At 68.9% G+C, this 22,096-nt stretch carries 20 protein-coding genes; 4 read left to right on the top strand and 16 right to left on the bottom strand.

What is annotated here, in order from left to right; genetic code table 11:
- Positions 1-36: 36 nt before the first annotated feature.
- The 8 genes from ASD78_RS05710 to ASD78_RS05675 all read right to left on the bottom strand — a co-directional run bounded on the left by ASD78_RS05710 (position 37) and on the right by ASD78_RS05675 (position 7,876).
- Positions 37-966, bottom strand: a complete 930-nt coding sequence (locus tag ASD78_RS05710; protein WP_162250130.1) for a DUF4097 family beta strand repeat-containing protein — start codon at positions 964-966, stop codon at positions 37-39.
- Positions 967-982: 16 nt separating this feature from the next.
- Entirely contained in the window at positions 983-1,504 is a 522-nt protein-coding gene (locus tag ASD78_RS05705; RefSeq protein ID WP_056099031.1) for a hypothetical protein, read from the bottom strand.
- Positions 1,501-2,100, bottom strand: a complete 600-nt coding sequence (locus ASD78_RS05700) for a sigma-70 family RNA polymerase sigma factor (protein ID WP_056099872.1) — start codon at positions 2,098-2,100, stop codon at positions 1,501-1,503. The genes ASD78_RS05705 and ASD78_RS05700 overlap by 4 nt, the downstream gene beginning before the upstream one ends.
- Positions 2,101-2,179: 79 nt before the next feature.
- A complete protein-coding gene (locus ASD78_RS05695) occupies positions 2,180-3,784 on the bottom strand; it encodes a sulfotransferase (protein ID WP_055903540.1) in 1,605 nt (534 codons plus the stop codon).
- Complete coding sequence (locus tag ASD78_RS05690) at positions 3,781-4,815, bottom strand: hypothetical protein (RefSeq protein WP_055903543.1); 1,035 nt, start codon at positions 4,813-4,815, stop codon at positions 3,781-3,783. The genes ASD78_RS05695 and ASD78_RS05690 overlap by 4 nt, the downstream gene beginning before the upstream one ends.
- Complete coding sequence (locus ASD78_RS21455) at positions 4,812-5,414, bottom strand: 2OG-Fe(II) oxygenase (RefSeq protein ID WP_056099028.1); 603 nt, start codon at positions 5,412-5,414, stop codon at positions 4,812-4,814. The genes ASD78_RS05690 and ASD78_RS21455 overlap by 4 nt, the downstream gene beginning before the upstream one ends.
- A gap of 7 nt (positions 5,415-5,421) precedes the next feature.
- The gene (locus ASD78_RS05680; RefSeq protein ID WP_235566450.1) at positions 5,422-7,197 is read right to left on the bottom strand and encodes a phosphoenolpyruvate carboxykinase (GTP); all 1,776 of its coding nucleotides are present in this window, start codon (positions 7,195-7,197) and stop codon (positions 5,422-5,424) included.
- Positions 7,198-7,285: 88 nt separating this feature from the next.
- A complete protein-coding gene (locus ASD78_RS05675; protein ID WP_055903552.1) occupies positions 7,286-7,876 on the bottom strand; it encodes a TetR/AcrR family transcriptional regulator in 591 nt (196 codons plus the stop codon).
- Positions 7,877-8,102: 226 nt separating this feature from the next.
- Between ASD78_RS05675 and ASD78_RS05670 the strand changes: the two genes are divergently transcribed.
- The 3 genes from ASD78_RS05670 to ASD78_RS05660 all read left to right on the top strand — a co-directional run bounded on the left by ASD78_RS05670 (position 8,103) and on the right by ASD78_RS05660 (position 11,810).
- Positions 8,103-10,580: an acyl-CoA dehydrogenase gene (locus tag ASD78_RS05670; protein WP_056099021.1), complete on the top strand. Its 2,478-nt coding sequence runs from the start codon at positions 8,103-8,105 to the stop codon at positions 10,578-10,580.
- 179 nt (positions 10,581-10,759) lie between these two features.
- Positions 10,760-11,230 (top strand): hotdog fold domain-containing protein, encoded by a 471-nt coding sequence (locus ASD78_RS05665; RefSeq protein WP_055904056.1) that lies wholly within the window; start codon positions 10,760-10,762, stop codon positions 11,228-11,230.
- A gap of 202 nt (positions 11,231-11,432) precedes the next feature.
- On the top strand, positions 11,433-11,810 hold the full coding sequence (locus ASD78_RS05660; protein WP_056099017.1) for a hypothetical protein: 378 nt from the start codon (positions 11,433-11,435) through the stop codon (positions 11,808-11,810).
- A 13-nt stretch (positions 11,811-11,823) separates the two neighbouring features.
- On the opposite strand, the gene ASD78_RS05655 is transcribed toward ASD78_RS05660, so the two are convergent.
- Genes ASD78_RS05655 through ASD78_RS05635 form a run of 5 tightly spaced genes read right to left on the bottom strand, consistent with a single transcriptional unit; the run spans position 11,824 to position 16,248 of the window.
- Complete coding sequence (locus ASD78_RS05655) at positions 11,824-12,177, bottom strand: DUF1304 domain-containing protein (protein ID WP_056099014.1); 354 nt, start codon at positions 12,175-12,177, stop codon at positions 11,824-11,826.
- Positions 12,178-12,237: 60 nt separating this feature from the next.
- Positions 12,238-12,846: a DUF922 domain-containing protein gene (locus ASD78_RS05650; protein ID WP_056099010.1), complete on the bottom strand. Its 609-nt coding sequence runs from the start codon at positions 12,844-12,846 to the stop codon at positions 12,238-12,240.
- Positions 12,847-12,863: 17 nt separating this feature from the next.
- Positions 12,864-13,751: a metallophosphoesterase gene (locus tag ASD78_RS05645; protein WP_056099006.1), complete on the bottom strand. Its 888-nt coding sequence runs from the start codon at positions 13,749-13,751 to the stop codon at positions 12,864-12,866.
- On the bottom strand, positions 13,748-14,890 hold the full coding sequence (locus ASD78_RS05640) for an NAD-dependent epimerase/dehydratase family protein (protein WP_082575444.1): 1,143 nt from the start codon (positions 14,888-14,890) through the stop codon (positions 13,748-13,750). The genes ASD78_RS05645 and ASD78_RS05640 overlap by 4 nt, the downstream gene beginning before the upstream one ends.
- The gene (locus tag ASD78_RS05635; protein ID WP_056099866.1) at positions 14,887-16,248 is read right to left on the bottom strand and encodes an MFS transporter; all 1,362 of its coding nucleotides are present in this window, start codon (positions 16,246-16,248) and stop codon (positions 14,887-14,889) included. Before ASD78_RS05635 ends, ASD78_RS05640 begins: the two co-directional genes overlap by 4 nt.
- Positions 16,249-16,468: 220 nt before the next feature.
- Here ASD78_RS05635 and ASD78_RS05630 point away from each other — a divergent pair, with 220 nt between their 5' ends.
- Positions 16,469-18,055 carry a choline dehydrogenase gene (locus ASD78_RS05630; RefSeq protein ID WP_056099863.1) on the top strand — a complete coding sequence of 529 codons (1,587 nt, stop codon included), beginning with the start codon at positions 16,469-16,471 and terminating at the stop codon, positions 18,053-18,055.
- A gap of 245 nt (positions 18,056-18,300) precedes the next feature.
- Here ASD78_RS05630 and ASD78_RS05625 read toward each other — a convergent pair whose 3' ends face one another.
- From ASD78_RS05625 to ASD78_RS05615, 3 genes are all read right to left on the bottom strand, one after another.
- Positions 18,301-18,561, bottom strand: a complete 261-nt coding sequence (locus ASD78_RS05625) for a hypothetical protein (RefSeq protein ID WP_156087595.1) — start codon at positions 18,559-18,561, stop codon at positions 18,301-18,303.
- Positions 18,562-19,468: 907 nt separating this feature from the next.
- Positions 19,469-21,364 (bottom strand): M48 family metallopeptidase, encoded by a 1,896-nt coding sequence (locus tag ASD78_RS05620; RefSeq protein WP_056099000.1) that lies wholly within the window; start codon positions 21,362-21,364, stop codon positions 19,469-19,471.
- A gap of 103 nt (positions 21,365-21,467) precedes the next feature.
- On the bottom strand, positions 21,468-22,061 hold the full coding sequence (locus ASD78_RS05615; RefSeq protein ID WP_056098998.1) for a LemA family protein: 594 nt from the start codon (positions 22,059-22,061) through the stop codon (positions 21,468-21,470).
- Between the last annotated feature and the right edge of the window lie 35 nt (positions 22,062-22,096).

Here is a 22,096-nt window from a genome sequence, read left to right as displayed (position 1 = left end):
CGGCGGCGTCGTTTCGTCCCGGCAGGCGCGCGCGGCTCAGTCGAGCTGCAGGGTCGCGTCGCCGGAGAAGGTCTCGATCCGGACTTCGCCGCTGCCGCTGCCGTAGCGGTGCTCGAAGCTCGAACCCGGGCCGTGCTTGGGCTTGACGATCTGCGCATCCGGCGCCGACAGGTCGCCGCTGAAGCTCTGGCCGTGCACGGTCGCCGACAGATTGCGCGGCAGGGTCAGCTGGACATCGCCGCTGACCGTTTCCACCGAGATCTCGCCGTTGCCGGTCAGCGCGGTCGCCAGGCGGATGTCGCCGGACACCGAATTGCCGCTGAAGCGGTGCAGCGACGATTCGCGCACCGTCACGTCGACCCGGCCGGACACCGTCTCCACGTCGACATCGCCGTCCAGGCGGCCGCGCAACTGCATGTCGCCGCTGACCGTCTCGGCGCTGACCTTGCTGCTGTTGAGCGTGAGGGTGAGATCGCCGCTGACGCTGTCGATCCGGGCCTCGCGCGGGGCCGCGGCCACCGCGACGTCGCCGCTGACGCTGTCGATCGACAGCACCGAGGAGGCCACGCCGGTGACGTCGATGTCGGCCGAGACGCCATCAATCTCGACGTCGGCACGCAGCGGCAGGGTCACCTTCAGGTCGGTGGGCTCGCTCTTGTCGCCGCCCATCAGGAAGCCCATGCCGCTGCCGCGGTTGGGGTACTTGACCTTGATCGACAGACGCTCGCCGTTGCCTTCGATCTCCAGCTTCTCGACACCGTTGCCGAGGCTGCCTTCGATCTTCACTTCCGGCCGGTCCCAGGCGCGCACGTCGATGCGGCCTTTGACGTTTTCGATCTCGACCCGTCCGCGCGGATCCAGCGGGCGGGTCTGGTTGATGGGGGTAGCGGCGAACGCCGGGGCGACGGCCAAAGCCAAGCCGAGGGCGAGTCCGAGCTTGCTTGCTTGATGGGTTGCGCGGGTCATGGTCGTCCTCCGGTAATCAGGTATAGGCCACGCGCTGGGCGAGCGCGAGGCGTCGTGCGTAGGTGCGGCGCAGCTGATCCAGCAGCAGGCGCGAATCGGGGTCGTGGGCCAGCGCATCCAGGATCAGGGCGGCGTTGCGGTCCAGCTCGTCGAAGGTGGGCTGCAGGGTGGTCGCGGTCGCGGCCGGCGCGGTGCGCTGCATTTCGTGCATCGCGGCCTGGTACTGCAGGGTCATGCCGGCGGCTTCGCGCTGGACCAGCGATTCGGCCTGCGCCTGCGGCGCGTCGTTCGCGGCCTGGTCGCGCCAGACGCCGGTGAAGCCGATCGCGAGCGCCAGGGTCGCGGCGACCGCGAACGGCGCCAGCCAGCGCGGACGCGGCGCGCGCACCGGCGCCACGGCCTGCGGCTGCAGGCGCGCAGCGATCCCGGGCCACAGGTCGGCGGCCGGCGGCTGGTCGCGGCGCAGCGCGCGCAGCTGGAAGCGCAGGGCGTCGGGCAGTTCGCCGTCCGCTGCGGGGTCTCGATGTTCGGTGTTCATGCCTGTCCTCCTAGCCGTTCGCGCAACAATCCGCGCGCCCGGTGCAATTGCGCCTTGCTGCTGCCGACCGCCATGCCGAGTTCGGCGGCGATCTCCTCATGCTTCCAGCCTTCCACGTCGTACAGCACCAGCACCGCGCGGGCACGCGGCGGCAGGCTGGCGACGGCACGCTCCAGGTCCATCGACAGCGCGGTGATGTGTCCGGCCGAGTCGGCGCTGCCGACCAGTTCGAACACCTCGTCGTCGCCATCCTCCTGCGGCTTGCCGCGGCGGCTGCGCAGCTCCATCAGCGCGGTATTGACCGCCAGCCGATGCAGCCAGGTCGTGAAGGCCGACTCGAACCGGAACGCCGGCAGCGCCTGCCAGGCCCGCACGAAGGCCTCCTGGGTGAGGTCCTCGGCGCGGGCGCCGTGCTGGCCGACCAGCCGCGCGATCACGCCGTGGACCCGGCCCGCATGCTGCCGGTACAAGGCCTCGAAGGCGCGGACGTCGCCGCCGGCCGCCGCGCGCACCAGGGCGAGGTCGCCGTCGGCACCGGCCGTTTCGGTCCTGGCGTCGCGAGTGGTCCAGTCTTGGGTCACGTAAGCGGTCAGCATGTCCATGGGATGTCCGGCCATGGCTCCGGGTTTAAATACCGCCCCGACGGCGCGGACGGCCGGCGGGCGGACGGGACGCTCAGATCAGGCCCTGCGCGGCCAGACGCTCCAGCAGAGGCTGCAGGTAAGGCTCGTACGGCTTCCAGGCCGCGCCGCGGTTGGTCAGGATGCCCTGGCGCACGCTCGCGCTGCTGGCGGTGGACACCGCGCCCGAAGAACGCTCCACCTGCAGCGCTTCGGCCTCGTACGGCAGACCGCAGAACTCGAACACCCGCCGCGCGGTGGCCTCGGTATCGCTGACCAGTGCGTCGTAGGACACGTCCAGGATGCGGTCCGGCATGACCTGGCGCCAGTGCTGCATCAGGCCGCTGTAATGGCCGAAATAGTTGCCCAGGTCGGTCTGGTCGAACGAATACAGCGCCGCGTTCGAAAAGTAGGTGCGCAGGTTGGAGAAACAGGTATCGACCGGGTCGCGCACCATGTGCAGGATGCGCGCGTTCGGCAGCGCCTTGGCGATGAAGCCGGCGTTGGTCAGATTGGGCGGCAGCTTCTCGGTCAGGAACGGCTTGCCCTTGGCGCGCCAGCGCGAGCCGGCGATGAAGCCGCGCCCGATCGCCTCGAAATCGGCCTCGGCCAGGCGCTGCACCGACAGCAGGTCCAGCGCCTGCGAGCATTTGTGGTCGGTCGCGACCTTGATCTGCGCAGTGAAGGCGTAGGTCTCGCCGCCGTCGGATACCAGGCTGTGGCCGCCGAGGATGCGTTCGAGCAAGGTCGTGCCGGAACGGTGCATGCCGACGATGAAGATCGGCGTGTACTCGTGCTCGCGCGGCTGCGCGCGCACGAACTCGGGCGTGCACAGGGCCTTGATCGCGGCGAACAGCTCGGTGGTCTTGCTCTCGTTGTAGGGGTCGAGCTTGCGCTTGGCGGCGCAACCGCGCTCCAGCGCCCGGAACGATTCCTCGTAGCGCTTGAGGTCGTGCAGTTCATTGTGCAGCGCGTAGGCGAAATAAGCCTCGGCCTCGGTGCCGGCCGGGACGCGCGCGATTTCGCGCTGCAGCCGTTCGACGTGGTTGTCGGCGTCGCTCCACTTGCGCAGCCGCGACAGCACCCAATGCGCCTGCGGGAAGCTGGGCGAGATCCGGATGCAGGTTTCCAGCTCGGTTTCGGCCTCTTCCATGCGGCCCAGGAACATCAGCACCGTGCCGCGCAGGTAGTGCGGATGCGCCGCGTTGGGGTCGAGCGCGGCGGCGCGGCTGACCAGCTCCAGGGCCATTTCCTGGTCGCCGACCGAGCTCACGATCAGCGCCATCTCGGTCAGCATCGGCGGCGACGCCGAACGCAGGAAACCCGAATGCCGGACCAGATCGAGCAGGATCGCCGCCTCGTGGAACTGGCGCAGCTTGCGGCCCAGCTCCATCACCAGGCCCGGGTGCGCGTTGGCCAGCGGCAGCGCCGCGAACAAACGCGCGCGCGCATCGCGATAGCGGTCCAACTGCAGCAGCGTGCTGCAGCTCTTGAGCAGCGCCGGCAGATGGCCGGGCTCGTGGGCGACGATCTGCTCGAAACAGTCGGCGGCCTCGCGCCACTGCTTGCGGGTGATGTAGTCCTCGCCGTTGCGCCACAGGCGCTGCTGCTTGGACTCGCCGGCCGCGGCCGGTTGGATATTGGACGGTGGACGGTTCACTGCGATTCCCAATGCGGTGTGGCCCGCGCCGCCGGACGCATCGCCGGCAGCACATGTTCGCCCAGCCAGTCGCGCGCGCGCGCCAGCGGGTCGGCATACATGCCGATCACGATATCCGCTTCCCGGGCCCGGCGCTGCGCGTCGTAAGCGGTTTCGACCGCTTTGGCGTTGCGTCCGGCGACCGCCTCGGCCTGCGCGAGCAGGGCCGCACGCGGCGCCGGCAGGCCCAGCCACTGCGCACAGGCCCAGGCGGTGCCGGCGACATCGTCGAGCAGGGTCTGCATGTCGAGCAGGCGCACGCGCCCGACGCCGGCGCTTTCGACCAGGTCCAGCACCAGCTCGCGCTGCGCCGCCCACTGCAGGCCGGCCGCGCACAGTAGGTCCGGCGGTTGCAGCGCGGTCGCGGACAGGCGCCGGTGGAACGCACCCGCGCGCAGCGCGCGTTCGGCCAGCTCGGGTATCCGCGCCTGCGATTCGGGGCGCTTCTTCAGATTCGAGACCAGGAAATCGTCCAGCGACGAGCTCAGCACCAGCGCCCGGCTGGCCGGGGCGGCGTCCAGCAGCGGCAGGGCGAGGTTGAGCGCGGCATGGGTCGGCTTGACCAGGACCGCGCCGTCCGCGTGCCAGGGCCGCGCCAGCAGCCGCACGCTGGTCGCGACCAGATCGCCCAACGCCTGGCCTTCGTGACGCGCATCGCCGAGCCGGCGCAGCAGCATCGGCTCCTTCAGCGCCACCTGGTACGGCGGCAGGTGCAGCGCGCGCGCCAGCAGGGTCGAGCCGCAGAACGAGGTGTGGAACAGCCAGCCCAATGGCGCCTGCGCCAGGCCGGCGGCGTCGACGGCGTCGGCCGGCAGCGGCCGCGCCTGCGCCAGCGGCGCGTCGATGCGGGTGTCGAGGAAGCTGGAACGTTCCAGCACGCCTTCGTCCAGGCGCAGAAAACCGTACACCCGTCCGGGTACGTGCAGATCGACCGGGAACCAGCGCGCGTCGCCCAGTTCGGGCGACGGCGGCGCCGCGCCGGCGGCGCTCATCCCGGGCCGTGGCCGGCGGCGACGGCCACGCGTTCGAACTTGATCGCGAAGGTGTAGCGCGGCGCGTAGCAGATCCGGTTCGGCGGCCGTCCGGCATGCTTGATCGCACCGTCGAAGATCACCAGCCGGCCCGGGCGCGGCGTGACCGCGCAGGCGACCTCGTCGGCGGCGTCGTAGAACATGGTCTCGCCGCCCCACTCCAGGTCCCACTGCTCGCACAGGTACCACAGCGCGGTCAGGTCGTGCTGGTCCGGCAGGCAGTCGGTATGGGTGAACAGCATGTCGCCGAAGCTGGCGACGTTGGTGTAGGCGCGGTACGGCTTGTAGCCGAAGTTCGGGCCGGTGAAGCCGAGCACCGCGCGCCGGGTCAGGTCGAAGATCGGCTGCTGCACCAGGGCTTCGAGTTTCACCTCGGTGGCCCAGTGCTTGTAGTCGTTGGTTTCCGGCCGCGCGACCTCGGTGCGGGTGAACGGCGCCCGCGCCAGGCCGCGCACGTACTCGCCGACGTTGTCCAGCAAGCCGTCGTACACCCGCAGCAGGCGGCCGTCGATCAGGATTTCACGACTGGCCGCGAGCGCGGCAGGATGTGCGACGGACATGGAGGTCTCAGCGGGCCAGTGCGGCGGCGATGCGCTGCTGTTCGTCCTTCAGCGCCTGCGGCATGCGCGGACCGTACTCGTCCAGGTAGCCGCCGATACTGTCGAACTCGGCGCTCCAGCCGGCATGGTCGAAGCCGAACAGCTTGGCGCGCGCTTCGTCCGACAGGCCGATGCCATCGAGGTTGAGGTCGGTGGTCGCCGGCAGGTGGCCGATCGGCGTTTCCACCGCGCCCGCCTCGCCCTTGACCCGGCCGATCATCCATTCCAGCACGCGCAGGTTGTCGCCGAAGCCCGGCCACAGGAACTTGCCGTCGTCGCCCTTGCGGAACCAGTTGACGTGGAAGACCTTGGGCAACTGGACCTGCTCGCTGTCGAACGACAGCCAGTGGCTGAAGTAGTCGGCGAAGTTGTAGCCGCAGAACGGCTTCATCGCCATCGGATCGCGGCGCATGACGCCGACCGCGCCGGTCGCGGCGGCGGTGGTTTCCGAGCCCATCGCGGCGCCGACCAGCACGCCGTGGGTCCAGTCGCGGGCCTCGAACACCAGCGGCACCAGCGAGGCGCGGCGGCCGCCAAATACGATCGCCGAGATCGGCACGCCCTGCGCGTCCTCGGCCTTGTCCGAATAGCTCGGGCACTGCTTGGCCGAGACGGTGAAGCGCGAATTCGGGTGCGCGGCCGGGCCCTTGGCCGGATCGTAGGGATGGCCGCGCCAGTCGGTGACCGGAGTCTGGCCGTTGTCCAGGCCTTCCCACCACGGCTGGCCGTCGGCGGTGACGCCGACGTTGGTGAAGATGGTGTCGCGCTGGATCGTTGCCAGCGCGTTCGGGTTCGACTTGCTTGAGGTGCCCGGGGCGACGCCGAAGAAACCGGCTTCCGGATTGATCGCGTACAGGCGGCCGTCGGCGCCCGGACGCATCCAGCAGATGTCGTCGCCGACCGTCCAGACCTTCCAGCCGGCGTCGCGATAGCCCTGCGGCGGGATCAGCATCGCCAGGTTGGTCTTGCCGCACGCCGAGGGGAACGCGGCGGCGACGTAGTGGATCTCGCCCTGCGGATTCTCGATGCCCAGGATCAGCATGTGCTCGGCCAGCCAGCCTTCGCTGCGCGCCTGGTGCGAGGCGATGCGCAGGGCGTGGCACTTCTTGCCCAGCAAAGCGTTGCCGCCGTAGCCGGAGCCGAACGACTTGATCGTCAGCTCTTCCGGGAAATGCATGATGAAACGGCGCTCGGGGTCGAGCTCGCCGATCGAATGCAGGCCGCGCACGAACGTGTCGTTCCGTTCGCCGCGAGCGGCTCTCTCAGTGCCCTCGCGCTCGATCCGGGCCAGCGCCGGCGCGCCCATGCGGGTCATGATGCGCATGTTGGCGACCACGTACGGGCTGTCGGTGATCTCCACGCCGCAACGCGACAGCGGCGAATCGATCGGACCCATGCAGTACGGGATCACGTACAGGGTGCGGCCGCGCATGCAGCCGTCGTACAGCGCGTCCATCTTGGCGTGGGCCTCGGCCGGCTCCATCCAATGGTTGTTCGGACCGGCATCGTCGCGCTCGCGCGTGCACACGAAGGTCAGGTGCTCGACGCGGGCGACGTCGTCGGGATGCGAACGGTGCAGGTAGCTGCCCGGGTGGGTGTCCCCGTTGAGCTTCTCCAAGGTGCCGTCGGCGAGCATGCGCTCGATCAGGGCGGCGTTCTCGGCGTCGCTGCCGTCGCACCAATGGATATGGTCGGGACGGGTCAGGGCCGCGACCTGCGCGACCCACTCGTTCAATGCGGCCAAACGGCTGCCGGCGCTCCCCGGCGCTGGAGCAGTCGGTACGTCTTTGGAAAGGGCGTTCACGGCAAGGGCCTCCAGCCGGGGGGATTGATTAAGAGTTAGGAATGAGCGTGGCCATCATGTGCTCGACATAGGCCTCGAATTCGTCGTGCTGCATCCGCGTCTGGTGCAACTGCAGGTTGAGCTGCAGGAAACCGACGTAGGCGGCGTACAGCAGTCGCGCGCGATGCTGCGCGTCGGTGCGGCTGAGCCCGGCCTGGCGGAAGGAAGCGGTGAGATAGTCCAGACGCCGCTCGGACACGCGGCCGATCACCGGCTGCACCGCCGGATGGTCCAGCGCCTTGAGCAGCTCGGAATAGATGATGTGCGACTTGACCTCGTGGGCGACGAGGTGGAACAGCGAGCGCAGGCGCTGGCGCGGATCAGGGATCGGTTCGAGCTGGCCGAACACGGTCTCCTGCTCGACCTTTTCCCAGCGCTCCAGCGCCGCGACCAGCAGGGCGTCGCGCGAAGGGAAGTGCCAGTAGAAGCTGCCTTTGGTGACCCCGAGCCGCCGGGCCAGGGGTTCGACCGCGACCGCGGCCACGCCCTGTTCGGCGATCAGGTCGAGGGCGGCCTGCGCCCAGTCGTCGGCGCTCAATCGGCCGTTGCGTTCTTGCTTGGTCTGGACGGGATGGCTCATGGATGACAAGTGTAACCATACGCCACCGACGGGAACAGTATGCAGTGCAGCATCCGTCAGTTGACAGCGACCCGGGAACCTTACCATACTCGTGCGTATGTTGAGCGTTTGATGCTGGCGTTTGAAGGCGGTGCGGCCAGGAAGCCCACGCAAACTCCTCCAGCATCACGCATGCCCGACTAGCCTGAGCCTAGCCAACACGCCGTAACGCCGCTGGAGCGTCGCCATGAGCATCGCCATTCCCTTTATCGCTTTCCTTCTTATTGGTGCGATCGCCGCCTACCACCGGCTGCGTTTGCCGGTCTGGGCCGCGCTGACCGCCACCGTGCTGGTGGCTTGCTGGCTGTTCGGCGCCAATCCGGTCGCGACCGTCATCGCCGCGGCGATCGTGGCCCTGATCGCGGTGCCGCTGCTGATCCCGCAGATCCGCCTGCCGCTGATCACCAAGCCGCTGCTGGGCTTCTACACCAAGATCCTGCCGCCGCTGTCGGAAACCGAGCGGACTGCGCTGGAAGCCGGCACGGTCGGGTTCGAGGGCGAGCTGTTCTCGGGCAAGCCGGACTGGGACGCGCTGCTGTCGCAGCCCAAGCCGGTACTCAGCGCCGAAGAACAGGCCTTCCTCGACGGCCCGGTCGAAGAGCTGTGCAAGATGACCAACGACTGGGAAATCACCCACGTCTACGCCGATCTGCAGCCGGAAGTCTGGTCCTACATCAAGCAAAACAAATTCTTCGGCCTCAACATCCCGAAGGAATACGGCGGCCTGGGTTTCAGCGCGCTGGCCAACCACAAGGTCATCCAGAAGCTGGCCTCGGTATCGAGCGTGGTCAGCTCCACCGTCGGCGTGCCCAACTCGCTGGGCCCGGCCGAACTGCTGATGCACTACGGCACCCAGGAACAGAAGGACCACTACCTGCCGCGCCTGGCCGACGGCCGCGAAGTGCCCTGCTTCGGCCTGACCGGTCCCTGGGCCGGTTCGGACGCCACGTCGATTCCGGACTTCGGCATCGTGACCATGGGCGACTGGAACGGCGCGCGCGTGGTCGGCGTCAAGCTGACGTTCGACAAGCGCTACATCACCCTGGCGCCGGTCGCGACCCTGATCGGCCTGGCCTTCCGCATGTACGACCCGGACGGCCTGATCGGCGACAAGCGCGACATCGGCATCACCATCGCGCTGCTGCCGCGGGATACCGCCGGCGTCGAAATCGGCCGCCGCCACTTCCCGCTCAACAGCACCTTCCAGAACGGCCCGATCCGCGGCCACGAAGTGTTCATTCCGCTCAGCCAGCTGATCGGCGGCGAAGCCTACGCCGGCAAGGGCTGGCAGATGCTGGTCGAGTGCCTGTCGATCGGCCGCTCGATCACCCTGCCCTCCACCGGCAGCGGCGGCGCCAAGATGGGCGCGATCGTCACCGGCGCCTACGCCCGCATCCGCAAGCAGTTCGGCCTCTCGGTCGGCCGCTTCGAAGGCGTCGAGGAAGCGCTGGCGCGCATCGCCGGCCGCGCCTACGCGGTCAGTGCGCTGTCGCAGGCCACCGCCGCGGCGGTCGCCCGCGGCGAGAACCCGGCCGTGCCTTCGACCATCGCCAAGTACCACTGCACCGAGATGGCGCGCGAAGTCGCCAAGGACGTGATGGACATCCACGGCGGCAAGGGCATCATCCTGGGACCGCAGAACTACGCCGGCCGCAACTGGCAGGCGCTGCCGATCATGATCACGGTGGAAGGCGCGAACATCATGACGCGCTCGCTGATGATCTTCGGCCAGGGCGCGATCCTGTGCCACCCGTGGGTGCTCAAGGAAATGAAGGCGGCGATGCTGCCCGACAAGGCGCAGGCGCTGCGCGAGTTCGATAAGAACCTGTTCGGCCATATCGGCTTCGCGATCTCCAACGCCGTGCGCAGCTGGTGGTACGGCTTCACCGGCGCGCGCATCGGCGCCGCCCCGGGCGACGCCTACACGCGCCGCTACTACCGCAAGCTCAACCGCTACTCGGCGACCCTGGCGGTGATGGCCGACACCTCGATGCTGCTGCTGGGCGGCAAGCTCAAGTTCAAGGAGTCGCTGTCCGGACGCCTGGGCGACGTGCTCAGCCAGCTCTACATCGCCAGCAGCATGCTCAAGCGTTACGAGGACGAGGGCCGTCCGGTCGGCGACCAGCCGCTGCTGGCCTGGGCCTTCCACGACGCCGTGCACAAGATCGAACTGGCGCTGTCGGGCGCGTTGCGCAACTTCCCGATCCGTCCGGTCGGCTGGCTGCTGTGGGCGCTGATCTTCCCCTGGGGCCGTCGTGCCCAGGCCCCGAGCGACCGCCTCGGCCATCGCGCCGCGGCGCTGCTGATGTCGCCCAACGACGCCCGCGACCGCCTCGCCCAGGGCGTGTTCACCACGCCCTGCGCCAACAACCCGGCCGGCCGCATCAATAGCTACCTGCAAAAGGTGATCCTGGCCGAGCCAGTCGAGCGCAAGTTCCTCAAGGCCCTGAAGAACAGCGACATCGAAGCGCTGGATTTCCCCAGCCAGCTCGACGAGGGCGTGCGCGAGGGCTGGATCACCGCCGAGGAACGCAAGCAACTGGAAGAACTGCGTGAGATGACGATCGACGCGATCAGCGTCGACGACTTCGACACCGAGGAGCTGCGTTCGGCCGGGTACCGCAACCTGCGCGACCACGGCCACGACGCACGCGCCGCGGCCTGACGCGGAACCGCGGCGTGCACCGCCTCGTCGCTTGAACTGAAACGGCGGGCCTTCGGGTCCGCCGTTTTCGCATGCGGCCGTCGCGCGCCCGCCGACAGCGCGAAGCCGATCCATTCGATACGCCGCCGCGCGCCGTCGGCCCGCGCCGCGACGTCGCCACCCTCCAGCGGAGTCCACCGATGAGCACCAACATCCTCGCCACCTACCGCAAACTAGAGCGCCTGCCCGCGGGCCGCTGGCTGTTCTCGCGCGCGGTCTGCCACAAGGCGCCCTACTTCGCCAGCATCGCGCCGCGTTTCCAGTCGCTGGAGCCCGGCCGCTGCGTCGCCACCCTGCGCCATCGCCGCCGCGTCACCAACCATCTCGGCACCGTGCACGCGATCGCGCTGTGCAACCTGGCCGAACTCACCGCAGGGGTGATGACCGACGCCACGATCCCGCGCAGCATGCGCTGGATCCCCAAGGGCATGACGGTCGAATACCTGAAGAAGGCGACCGGCACCATGCACGGCATCGCCACGCCCGACATCCCGGTGGTCGAAGCCGCCGCCGGCTACGACCTGCCGGTCAGCGTGGTGGTCAACAACGACGCCGGCGAAGCGGTGTTCCGCGCCCGCATCGCGATGTGGGTATCGCCGCGCAAGGCTTGAAGCGCTTGCCCCAACGAATGCCGCGATCGAGACATCGCTCGCAGGAGGCGGCGACCGCCGCATCGGCGCGACGCGACGGTGCGATGGTCGCCTTCGGCTCACCGCACCCTAGGCCCGGGCCGAGGGCGCTGCGTGCGCAAGCACAGGTCTTGCGGACGGTCCCGCACAACCCATGCAGCCCGCATCGGCTAGAGTGCCGGCCATGAGCGCGCACACCTGGATCTGGCTCTGCGGCCTGCACAGCCTCGCCTTCGCCATGTTCCATATGGCGTTCTGGAAGCTGTTCCGTTGGCGCGAGAGTTTGAAGACGGCGACCGTCGCCGACCGCGCGATCCTGCAGATCCTCAACCTGCGCCTGATCTACGTGCTGCTGGGCGTGGCCACGCTGTGCTTCGTCTTCACCGACGAGTTGCACGGCAGCGCGCTGGGCCGCGCGCTGCTGGCCGGCATGTCGCTGTTCTGGATCGGACGCACCGTCGAGCAGTTCGTGTTCCTGCGCATCGACCGGCCGCTGGTGCACGCGCTGACCGCGCTGTTCGTGCTCGGTGCGATCGCGTTCGCGATGCCGTTACTGGCCTGACCGGCCGTCGCCGTCAACCAGCCAGGCAGACCGCGGCGATCGCAAGCAGCGCCGGCACCGCCTGGACGAAGAAGATGCGGCGGTTGACCGTGGCCGCGCCGTAAACGCCGGCGACCACCACGCAGCCCAGGAAGAACAGCGCCACGTCGCGGCGCCCGCCGGCCGCGGCCCAGATCAGGCCGGCGGCGAGGAAACCGTTGTACAGGCCCTGATTGGCGGCGAGCGCCTTGGACTGCTCGGCCTTCTCGCGCGACTGGCGGAACACCTTGAGGCCGGCGGGCTTGGTCCACAGGAACATCTCCAGCACCAGGAAGCCGGCATGCAGCGCGGCGACCAGCAGGATCAGCGAGACGGCGAGCAAGGACATGGGCGACTCCGAAAGTGGACGTGCGTTCGGCCTAGTCTAGGGCCGGAACCGGCGCCGCGCTCACGGCCGCAGCTGCACGCCCTGCTGGAGGCCGAAGTCGGTCTCGGCGTCGTAGCGGCGGGTGAGGCTGGCGTAGCGCCGCAGCTGCGCGCGCGCGGCGTCGTCCAGGGCACGCCGCAGCAGTTTGCAATCCGGCTGCGCGGTTGCCGCCAGCATCGCGTCGCGCACCGCCAGCGCGGCTTCGCGGCCATGCTGGACGTGGCCGGCCTCGTGCCGTTGCAGACCGGCGTAGAAGCGCCGCCATTCGCGCGCCAGGTCGCTTTCGACGCGTGCGCCGCTCCACTCCGGAAGGGTGGTCACGATCTCGGCGCCGACCGTCACCGAAATCAGCTCGCAGCGCCCGTGGCGCGGCAGCGACTGGTAGGACCAGGTCACGTGCCAGTCGGTGCTGCCGGCGAGGCGGCGGCCGCCGAGGGCGTGCTCGGGGCCGTGCTGGCGCATCTGCCCGGCCAGCTCCAGCGCGCTGCGGCCGAAGATGCGGTAGCGGACGATGCGCTCCTCGATGCTGACCTCGGCGTTCGGCGTCTCGACCGGCGGCGCCGCGGCGCACAGCGACGCCAGGCCCCACAGCGGGACCGTCAGTCGCCACGCGCGCCGTCCTGCGGCCATGCGTTCGCTCCTCGGTATCAACGGCAGGCCGCGTCGCGGCCCGCGCCCTGCCCGCACAAATGCAGTCGCGAAATCTCCGGCGGCACGCCGAACCGGATCGGCAGGATGCTGGTGCCGATGCCCTGGGTCACGAACAGCTGCCGTCCGTCCTCTTCGAAACGGCCGACCGGATAGGCGCCATCGACTTCCTTCCACAAACCCGGCCGGCCCAGCAGCGGGAACGCGATCTGGCCGCCATGGGTATGCCCGGCCACGACCAGCGAAGCGCGCGCCGGCATCCGCCGGAACAGCAAGGGATTGTGCGTGATCGCCAGGGCAGGCGCCTTGTCGTCGATTGCGGAAAACGCGCGGCCGACATCGTGCGGCGCCTCCAGCAGGTCGCCCACGCCGACCATCCACAGCCGGCAGCGGCCGAGCTGCACCTCGCGCGCCTGGTCCTCCAGCACCACCACGCCGACCGACTCCAGCGCGCGGCGCACGCGTACGCCGTCCTTCCACCAGTCGTGGTTGCCGAGCACCGCATACACCGGCTTGCGCGCGGTCAGCGGTTTGAGGTGCTCGGCGATGGTGTCGGCGGGGATGTAGGTGCCCAGGAATACGCTCAGGATCACGTAGTCGCCGGCCATCAGCACCGCCTGCGAATCGCTGACGGCCAGCCGCGCGACCAGCCGGTCGAACTGGGCCAGGCCGTTGCGCGGCGAACCCACGTGCAGGTCCGACACCAGTTCCACGCGCAGACCGTCGCACTCCGGCGACCAGTTCGGCAGGGAAAACGCGTAGTCGCGCTCGGTCAAGGAGCCGGGCTCGATCACGCAGCCCCAGACCGCGAAGACCAGCACCAGCAGAGCGAGGATGCGCGCGCTCCAGCGCCGCCACCATCGCCGCCGCCGATCCGGCCGGTTCATCCCGCGGTTTGCTTGGCCTGCGCGTGCCAGGCCGCGAGCACTTCGGCTTCGCGCGCGGCGGACAGGCCGGCCTTGGGCTTGGCGCGACGTTCGGCGGGCAGGCCGCGCCAATACGCCAGGGTGTCGCGCACGGTCTCGCGCAGCGGCCGGTAGGTCAGGCCCGCCGCCTGCGCCTTGGCGCTGCTGATGCGGCCGAAGCCGGCGTAGTCGCCGCTGGCCGGAATCCAGATCGGCATGTCCTGCCAAGGGCTGACCTTCTGCGCTTCGAGGAACGCGGCCGGCACCCAGGTCAGGGTCGATTTCGGCGCCTTCATTGCGCCCGCGACCTGCTGGCAGACGCCCAGCACCTCGCCCATGCTCAGTTTTCCGGCCGGCGCGTCGGCGTTGTAGATGCCGAAGCTGCGTTGCTCCAGCGTGCGCAGCAGGAACGCGGCCAGATCGCGCACGTCGATGAACTGGGTCGGATCCTTAGCGCTGCCCGGGGCGAGGATCTCGCCGCCGCGGTCCGCGCGCGCCGGCCAATAGGTGAAGCGGTCGGTGGTGTCGCCGGGACCGACGATCAGGCCCGGCCGCACCACGGTCGTGCGGCCCGGCAGTTCGGCTTCGGCGGCGCGTTCGCACAGCGCCTTGAGGCCGCCGTAGGTTTCGCCGGTGACCTCGGTAACGGTGGGATCGGCCAGCTGCGCCAGCGGCGCGGTCTCGTCCTGGTTCGGGGTATCGGTCTTGGCGTAGACCGAGATCGTCGACACCAGCAGGTACTGGCCCACCCGCGAGCCCAGCAGCTTGGCCGCGCGGGTCACGTCGGCGGGCAGATACGCGGACGTGTCCAGCACCGCGTCCCAGCGGCGCTCGCCTTCCAGCGCCTTCATGTCGGTCTTGCGGTCGCCGTGCAGTTGCTCGACATCGCGGTAGTCCGCGCCCGCGAAACGCTCCGGGTTGGTCTTGCCGCGGTTGAACAGGGTCAGGGTATGGCCGGCCTTGCGCGCGGCCTCGACGAAATGCGGGCCGAGAAAACCGGTGCCGCCCATGACCAGGATCTTCAGCGGCTTCGGACGTGCCTTGCTGCGCGCGAACGAGGGCAGGACCAGCAGGCCGGCGCCGGCGAGGCCGACGGCGAGGAAATCGCGGCGGTGGGTCATCGGTCGGTCCCGGGCGTGGCGGCGTCGACCGGCAGCGTGCGCTGGGCACGGATCACCCGCCATGCGCCGAAGGTCATGCCCAGGGCCACGCCGATGCCAGCCACGAACACCATGCGCGTGCCGAAGATCGCCAGCGCCTTGTGCAGCCAGACGAAGGTCAGATCGCCTGCGCGGTAGACCACGGTGTCGATCACCGCCTTGGCCTTGTAGCGCGATTCGCGGTCGACCCGCGTGTAGATCGTCTCGCGGCCGGGCTTGGCCAGCGAGAACTCGCCCGCGCGCGTGGCCACCTGCACGATCGCCACCAGCAGCGGCAGCGGCGACAGCGCCAGCAGCGCATAGCCGAACAGGATCGCGAACGCCGGCACCAGCAGGGTCGGCGCCACGCCCCAGCGCCGCAGCAGGAAGCGCGTGAGCAACAGCTGCACCAGGATGGTGGTGCCGTTCACGAAGCCGTCGATGATCGAGTAGTAGCGCGCCGCCGCCTGCGCGTTCGGGTAGAACTGTTTCACGATCGCGGCCTGCTCGTTGTAGAGCAGCGTGCCCACGCCGACGCCGAAGAACATCACCAGCGCCAGCGCGCGCAGCACCGGCCGCTGCCAGACCAGTTTCAGGCCGGCCAGCACCGAACCGCCCATCGCGACTTCGCCGCTGGCCGCGCCGCTGACCTGCTCGCGCCGGATCGCCCACACCCGCAGGCGCAGGATGCACAGCAGGCACACCGCCAGGAACGCGGCCGACACCAGCAGCAGATTGGCCACGCCCAGACGGCCGACCAGCAGGCCGGTGATCAGCGGCCCCAACAGGGCGCCGACCGTGCCGCCGGCGCCGATGTAGCCGTATACCCGCTTGGAATGCTCGTGGTCGAACACGTCGGCCATGAAGCTCCAGAACACCGTCACCGCGAACAGGTTGAACACCGCGGTCCAGACGAAGAACAGCGCGCCGCGCCCCGCCAATTCGTGGTGGAAGGCCCAGTAGAAACCGAGCAGGCAGGCGATGAAGATCAGGTACACCACCGGCAGGAATACCCGGCGCGGGAAGCGCGACACCAGCGCGCCGTACACCGGCTGCAAGGCCAGCATGCTCAGGAAGGTGCAGGTGAACAGCACCTGCAGGGTGAACTCCTTCAGCGACACGCCGTGGCTCAGGGCCCAGGCGATCAACCCGGGCGGGAACACGGTCTCGATATCGCCCGAGGCGCCCATCGCGTCGCGCACCGGGCGCAGCACGTAGTAGCCGCAGAGCAGGCTGAAGAAGTACAGCAGCGACCACCACAGCGGCGGCGACTCGGCCAGCGCGGCGCGGAAACGGCCCCAGCGACCGGTGGCGGGCGCGGGCGCGGCGTCGGTCCGTATCGGATCGGTCACGCGCAGCGTCCCGCGGTCGGTGTCGGCTGGCTGGGATCGCGCCTCATGTCCTCGCTCCCGTGCGCGCTGGCCGGCACGTGCTGGCGGAACGTTAGCCGAACCCGCCCCACCCCGCCACCGCGGCGCATGCCGGCCGCTCGCGCGTTATTGGGAGCATTTGCTCTAATCGCCAGGCTTACGGTCGCCCGGTCACAGACAGGGCGTGGGCGTGTACGACTACATCATCATCGGTGCCGGTTCGGCCGGCTGCGTGCTCGCCAACCGCCTCAGCGAAGACCCGGACACCAAGGTGTTGCTGCTCGAAGCCGGGCCGCGCGACCGCCATCCCTTCATCCACATGCCCGCCGGCCTGTCCAAGCTGGTCAACAAGAAGGGCGTGAACTGGGATTACGACACCGCACCCGAGCACGAGCTCAACGGCCGCACCCTGTGGTGGCCGCGCGGCAAAGTGCTGGGTGGGTCGAGTTCGATCAACGCCATGTGCTACATCCGCGGCGTGTCCGGCGACTACGACGACTGGTCCGCGCAAGGCGCGACAGGCTGGGATTGGAAGACGGTGCTGCCCTACTTCCGCCGCTCCGAGCGCAACAGCCGCGGCGACGACGCCCTGCACGGCGCCAACGGCCCGCTCTACGTCTCCGACCTGCGCTACACCAACCCGCTGTCGCAGGTGTTCATCGAGGCCGGCCGCGAAGCCGGCTATGCGGTCAACCGCGACTTCAACGGCGCCGCCCAGCAGGGTTTCGGCTATTACCAGGTCACCCAGAAGAACGGCGCGCGCTGCTCCAGCGCGGTCGCCTACCTCGACCCGGCGCGCGAACGCCACAACCTGACCATCGTCACCGGCGCCCAGGTCAACCGCATCACTTTCGACAAAGGCCGCGCCAACGGCGTGATCTACGTCGCCAACGGCCAGCCCTATCACCAGGAAGTCTCGCGCGAGGTCCTGCTCAGCGGCGGCGCGATCAACTCGCCGCAGCTGCTGATGCTGTCCGGCGTCGGTCCGGCCGCGCAATTGCGCAAGCACGGTATCGACGTGGTCGCCGACGCGCCTCAGGTCGGCGAGAACCTGCAGGATCACCTCGACATCTGCACCCTGCAGCACTCGACCCAACGCGTCACCTACGACCGCGTCAGCGACCTGCGCATCGCCTTCGACTACTACCTGCGCGGCCACAGCGGCCCCGGCAGCAGCAATATCGCGGAGGCCGGCGCATTCGTGCGTTCGGCGCTGGCGCCGGACGAGCGCGCCGACATCCAGCTGCATTTCGTGCCGGCCATGCTCGACGACCACGGCCGCCGCCGCCTCGTCGGCGACGGCTACACCCTGCACGCCTGCTTCCTGCGCCCGCGCAGCCGTGGCCGCATCGGCCTGGTCAGCGCGCGCGCCGCGGACAAGGCCCGCATCGAAGCGCGTTATCTGAGCGATCCGGAAGGTTTCGATCTGAAGATGATGCTCGAATGCGCCAAGCTCTCGCGCGAACTGTTCGCGCAGAAGGCCTTCGACGCCTACCGCGGCGCGCCGATCTTCCCGCCCCGCAACGACTACAGCGACGCCGAGCTGATCGAGTTCATCCGCGAAAAGGCCGAAACCGTCTACCACCCGATCGGCACCTGCCGCATGGGCAGCGACGAGGAATCGGTGGTCGACCCGCAACTGCGCGTCCGCGGCGTCGAAGGCCTGCGCGTGGTCGACGCCTCGGTGATGCCGACCTTGATCGGTGGCAATACCAACGCGCCGACGATGATGATCGCCGAGCGCGCGGCGGATTTGATTCGCGGCCGAGCGCAGTAAGCATCGGCGGCATGTCGCAGGCTGCGGCTAACGCAGCCATTTGCGGAGTTTCGCGCAACGGCCTTCGCGCCTGCGGCGCTCATCCCCTCATCCCAACCCTCTCCCGCAAGCGGGAGAGGGAGCGGATGCGCATGCGGATCGAGCAGCGTAGCCAGTAGGCCGCAGGGTGCGGACAACCGCGCCACCGCCAATCACCGATTCGCGCGACGATGCGGTTCGCCTGCGGCTCAGCGCATCCTACGGCGCTACATTTCCACGATCGGCCCATTCGGGTCCGGCTCGGGAGGACAGCCCCCGCCCGCCGCGCAGATACCGACCAGACGCCATGCGCCGCCGCGGCACTGGTAGTAGTAGCCCGGATCGACCGGGTGATCGTAAGCCACCAGGAACATATGCCCTTCCGTCTCCGCCGTGCAGGCATAGGTCGGTTCCGCCGCGACCGGAGCGGTCGCACCCATCCCGACGAACAGAGCCAACACAGCGCCTTTCGCAGTCCATTTCTTCATTGCGTTTTCCTCCATTGAAAACCGCCGGAAGTCGTCCCTTTCCAGGCAACGAAAGCGCTCGCCTTGCCAGTGCGACAGCCACGGCGAGCGGCTTTACGGAGGCGGCGGCAGCCTCTCGATGCACGGCGGGGCCAACGCTAGCAGATGATGCGTTGCAGTGCGGATCGCTCCCGAGATTGGGGGATCGGCTTGGCGATGCATGCGGCGAACGGCGGCCCTGTTTCTGGTGCTGGTGCTGGTGCCCCACGACTGCCGTTGCCGTTGCCGTTGCTGTTGCCGTTGCTGTTGCCGTTGTTGTTGCTGTTGCATTGAAATCCAATGCCCCCGCACTCGCCCAACCCCACTCAGACCCGAAGGGCGGCGCGCAGGACGCGCGCCGTTTTATCTCGCACGGGAGGGTTGTCTAGGCAAGCCCTTCTCTTTGGTTACTTTCTCTTGGGCTAGCAAGAGAAAGTGACCCGCATGCGCAGCAGGCGGAAGCCTTTGACTTAAGTAACGAAACCCACGCAGCAAACGGAATTCGCGATCGCGGCTTACGCCGCTCCCACAGAAAGCGATGCCACTCCGAATCGAGCCAGCGCGGCAGCCGGAGGTCGTGGTCGCGGCTCATGCCGCTCCTACCCCAAGGCGAGTGGCAAGAGAAAGCGACCCGCATGCGCAGCAGGCGGAAGCCAAGAATTGAAACCTTTGCCGAACTTCGGAATTCGCGATCGCGGCTCACGCCGCTCCCACAGAAAGCAGAAGGCAGAGTCGTAGCGAAACCTCTACCGGCAGGCGAAGTTCGCGGTCGCGGCTTACGCCGCTCCTACCCCAAAGCGACGGCAGCGGGCCATGCACACGCCGGAACACATTCGAAGCTCGACCGCCGCACGTCGCGCCCCCACCAAAAAAACAGCGCGCCCCGCAGCTAGGCCTTCGCCAACACCGGCGGCAGCGGACAATGCAACACCGCGCAGATCGTGCGCAGCAATTCCGCTTCCGCGACCGCGATCCGGTTGTCGTGGCTGCCCGCCGCGGTCACCGCTTCCACCAGCAGTTGCTTGGCCAGCGGATCCAGCGCATCCAAGGCCTCCCACACACGATCCAGGGCCAGCACGCCGTCGGCCGGCGGCGCGTAAGGACGGTGCTCCTGCGGCAGTACGCGCTGCAGGCCGGCAAGGTAGGCGCGCTGCGCGGACGCCGCATCGGCGTGCCCGCTCTGCGCGACCACCGCCAGCAAGGTCGCCAGTTCCGCCGCCACCGCCTGCGGCTTGCGCCGGCCGAAGCGCGCGTGCCGCGACGGATCCAGCGACTCCACCACCTGCACGGTCAGCAACCGCGCCAGGCAGTACTCGAACAGCGAGACCCGGCCGTCGGCGTTGACCGCCGCCTGCACCGCGTCCATGAACATGTCCAGCTGCGGACGCGGGCGCAAGCGCAGCACCGGGAACGCCAGCGACGCCAGCGGCAGGCGCAGCATCGGGTGCAGGTCGGCCAGTGCTTGCAGGCGCAGACGGCGCGCCTCGTCGGCCAGTTCCGGCCCCAGGCGCGCGGCGATCTCGTAATGCTGACGCGCGGCGATCTGGGCGTCGTCGTCCAGCAGCAGGGCCAGCAACAGCGGCACCACCGCGTCGCGCTGCGCCGCCAGCGCGCGCAATCCATCGGGCAGAGTCGCGGCGATGAGGTCGGCGCGGCGGTAGTCGTCGGCGCCGGGGCGAGCGACCTGGGCCGCGACCATCGGCGGCGTCACCGCGTGCAGGCTTTCGACCGGCGGCAGCGGCGGCGGTGGCGCCGGATCGGTGAAGCCCATCGCCACGTCCTCGGCCAGGCCTTGCGGCGGCTCGATCGACCAGCGGCGGCTCAGGCTTTCCAGCTGATCGGCGCGGAACGACGGCTCCAGCGCGCGGATGCGCTCCAGCAGCGGCGGATGGGTCGCGAACAGGCCGCTGAAACCGACGCCGTCGCCGAACAGCATGTGGCTGACCTCCTCGGCATCGGCGCGGTCGTTGAGCTGGGCGCCTTCATGCAGGCCGCCGATCTTCTTCAGCGCGCCGGCCAGGCCCGCGGTCTGGCGGGTGAACTGCACCGCCGAGGCATCGGCCAGGCGCTCGCGGCTGCGGCTCACGCTGGCCTTGATCATGCGGCCGAAGAACAGACCGATGTAGCCGACCAGCATCGCCACCAGCGCCGCCACCAGAATCGCGCCCAGGCCCTTGCTGTTGCGCCCGCCGAGGCGGCCGCCCTCGAGGATCTTGCGGCCGATGATGGCCAGCATCAGGATCCCGAACAGCCCCCCCATCAGGCGGATGTTCAAGCGCATGTCGCCGTTGAGGATGTGGCTGAACTCGTGCGCGATCACGCCCTGCAGCTCGTCGCGATTGAGCCGGTCGAGCGCGCCACGGGTCACCGCGACCACCGCGTCCGACGCCGAGTAGCCGGCCGCGAACGCGTTGATGCCGGCCTCGTGTTCGAGCACGTAGAGCCTGGGCATCGGCACGCCGGACGCGATCGCGATCTCCTCGACCACGTTACGCAAGCGGCGCAGGTTGAGATCGCGGGTGTCTTCCGGCACCGGCACGCCGCCCATCTGCAAGGCGACCGATTCGCCGCCGCCGCGCAGCGAGGCGATGCGGAACAACGAACCCAAGCCGATCACGGCGATCGTGCCCAAGCTGGCCAGGGTCAGCGTTACCGGATCGGCACCGGCGAACACCAGCACCGCCAGGTCCACTGCCAACACGATGCCGGCCACGGCCAGCCCGAACAGCAACACCAGCCGGGCCGACGTGCGCCGGGCCTGCGCCTGGCGTTCGAAGAAATTCATGCAGGGAATCCGAGATGGGAGACCCGGGATTCGGGGATTCGTGGCGCGGCTCGCCGGCGCTTGCCCGGCGAATCCGGCCTTCCCGATTCCGGATCCGGGCCGGTTAGAACTTCACCTTCGGCGCTTCGCGCATTTCCGCGCGCTCGGCCGGGATTTCCAGCAGCGCGGCGGCGGCGAAGCTGAACATGCCGGCGACCACGCTGGACGGGAAGATCTCGCGCCGATTGTTGTAGGCCATCACCGAGTCGTTGTAGGCCTGGCGCGCGAACGCGACCTTGTTCTCGGTGCTGGTCAGCTCCTCGGTGAGCTGCATCATGTTCTGGTTGGCCTTGAGCTCCGGGTAGGCCTCCGAGACCGCGAGCAAACGCCCGAGCGCCCCATTCAGCTGGCCCTGGCTCGCCGCCAATTGCTCCATGGCCGCCGGATCGCCCGGGTTGGCCTTGGCCGCGGCCAGGCCCGACACCGCCGCGCCGCGGGCCGCGATCACCGCTTCCAGGGTCTCGCGTTCATGGGTCAGATAGCCTTTGACCGTCTCGACCAGGTTCGGGATCAGGTCGAAGCGCCGCTGCAGCTGCACGTCGATCTGGGCGAAGGCGTTTTTATAGGCGTTCCGGGACGTCACCAGGGCGTTGTAAATGCCCACGATCCAAACTGCGACGATGGCCACTAAAGCCAACAAAATCAGAATGCTGAACATGGTTGTTCCCCAATCCCCTTAGATCGGCGCTATTA

Origin of the sequence: Lysobacter sp. Root667 (assembly GCF_001427715.1) — a bacterium.
Classification (GTDB): domain Bacteria; phylum Pseudomonadota; class Gammaproteobacteria; order Xanthomonadales; family Xanthomonadaceae; genus Lysobacter.
The sequence above is the reverse complement of the archived record's forward strand: the minus strand, read 5'-3'. Positions and strand labels throughout refer to the sequence as shown.

Bases quoted from the DNA above. Each gene is read 5' to 3' on its own strand.
- ASD78_RS05690 (WP_055903543.1), bottom strand. From the start codon at position 4,815: ATGAGCGCCGCCGGCGCGGCGCCGCCGTCGCCCGAACTGGGCGACGCG.
- ASD78_RS05645 (WP_056099006.1), bottom strand. From the start codon at position 13,751: ATGAACCGGCCGGATCGGCGGCGGCGATGGTGGCGGCGCTGGAGCGCG.
- ASD78_RS05700 (WP_056099872.1), bottom strand. From the start codon at position 2,100: ATGCTGACCGCTTACGTGACCCAAGACTGGACCACTCGCGACGCCAGG.
- ASD78_RS05660 (WP_056099017.1), top strand. From the start codon at position 11,433: ATGAGCGCGCACACCTGGATCTGGCTCTGCGGCCTGCACAGCCTCGCC.
- ASD78_RS05625 (WP_156087595.1), bottom strand. From the start codon at position 18,561: ATGAAGAAATGGACTGCGAAAGGCGCTGTGTTGGCTCTGTTCGTCGGG.
- ASD78_RS05650 (WP_056099010.1), bottom strand. From the start codon at position 12,846: ATGGCCGCAGGACGGCGCGCGTGGCGACTGACGGTCCCGCTGTGGGGC.
- ASD78_RS05620 (WP_056099000.1), bottom strand. From the start codon at position 21,364: ATGAATTTCTTCGAACGCCAGGCGCAGGCCCGGCGCACGTCGGCCCGG.
- ASD78_RS05705 (WP_056099031.1), bottom strand. From the start codon at position 1,504: ATGAACACCGAACATCGAGACCCCGCAGCGGACGGCGAACTGCCCGAC.
- ASD78_RS05615 (WP_056098998.1), bottom strand. From the start codon at position 22,061: ATGTTCAGCATTCTGATTTTGTTGGCTTTAGTGGCCATCGTCGCAGTT.
- ASD78_RS05670 (WP_056099021.1), top strand. From the start codon at position 8,103: ATGAGCATCGCCATTCCCTTTATCGCTTTCCTTCTTATTGGTGCGATC.
- ASD78_RS05655 (WP_056099014.1), bottom strand. From the start codon at position 12,177: ATGTCCTTGCTCGCCGTCTCGCTGATCCTGCTGGTCGCCGCGCTGCAT.
- ASD78_RS05675 (WP_055903552.1), bottom strand. From the start codon at position 7,876: ATGAGCCATCCCGTCCAGACCAAGCAAGAACGCAACGGCCGATTGAGC.
- ASD78_RS05640 (WP_082575444.1), bottom strand. From the start codon at position 14,890: ATGACCCACCGCCGCGATTTCCTCGCCGTCGGCCTCGCCGGCGCCGGC.
- ASD78_RS05665 (WP_055904056.1), top strand. From the start codon at position 10,760: ATGAGCACCAACATCCTCGCCACCTACCGCAAACTAGAGCGCCTGCCC.
- ASD78_RS05710 (WP_162250130.1), bottom strand. From the start codon at position 966: ATGACCCGCGCAACCCATCAAGCAAGCAAGCTCGGACTCGCCCTCGGC.
- ASD78_RS21455 (WP_056099028.1), bottom strand. From the start codon at position 5,414: ATGTCCGTCGCACATCCTGCCGCGCTCGCGGCCAGTCGTGAAATCCTG.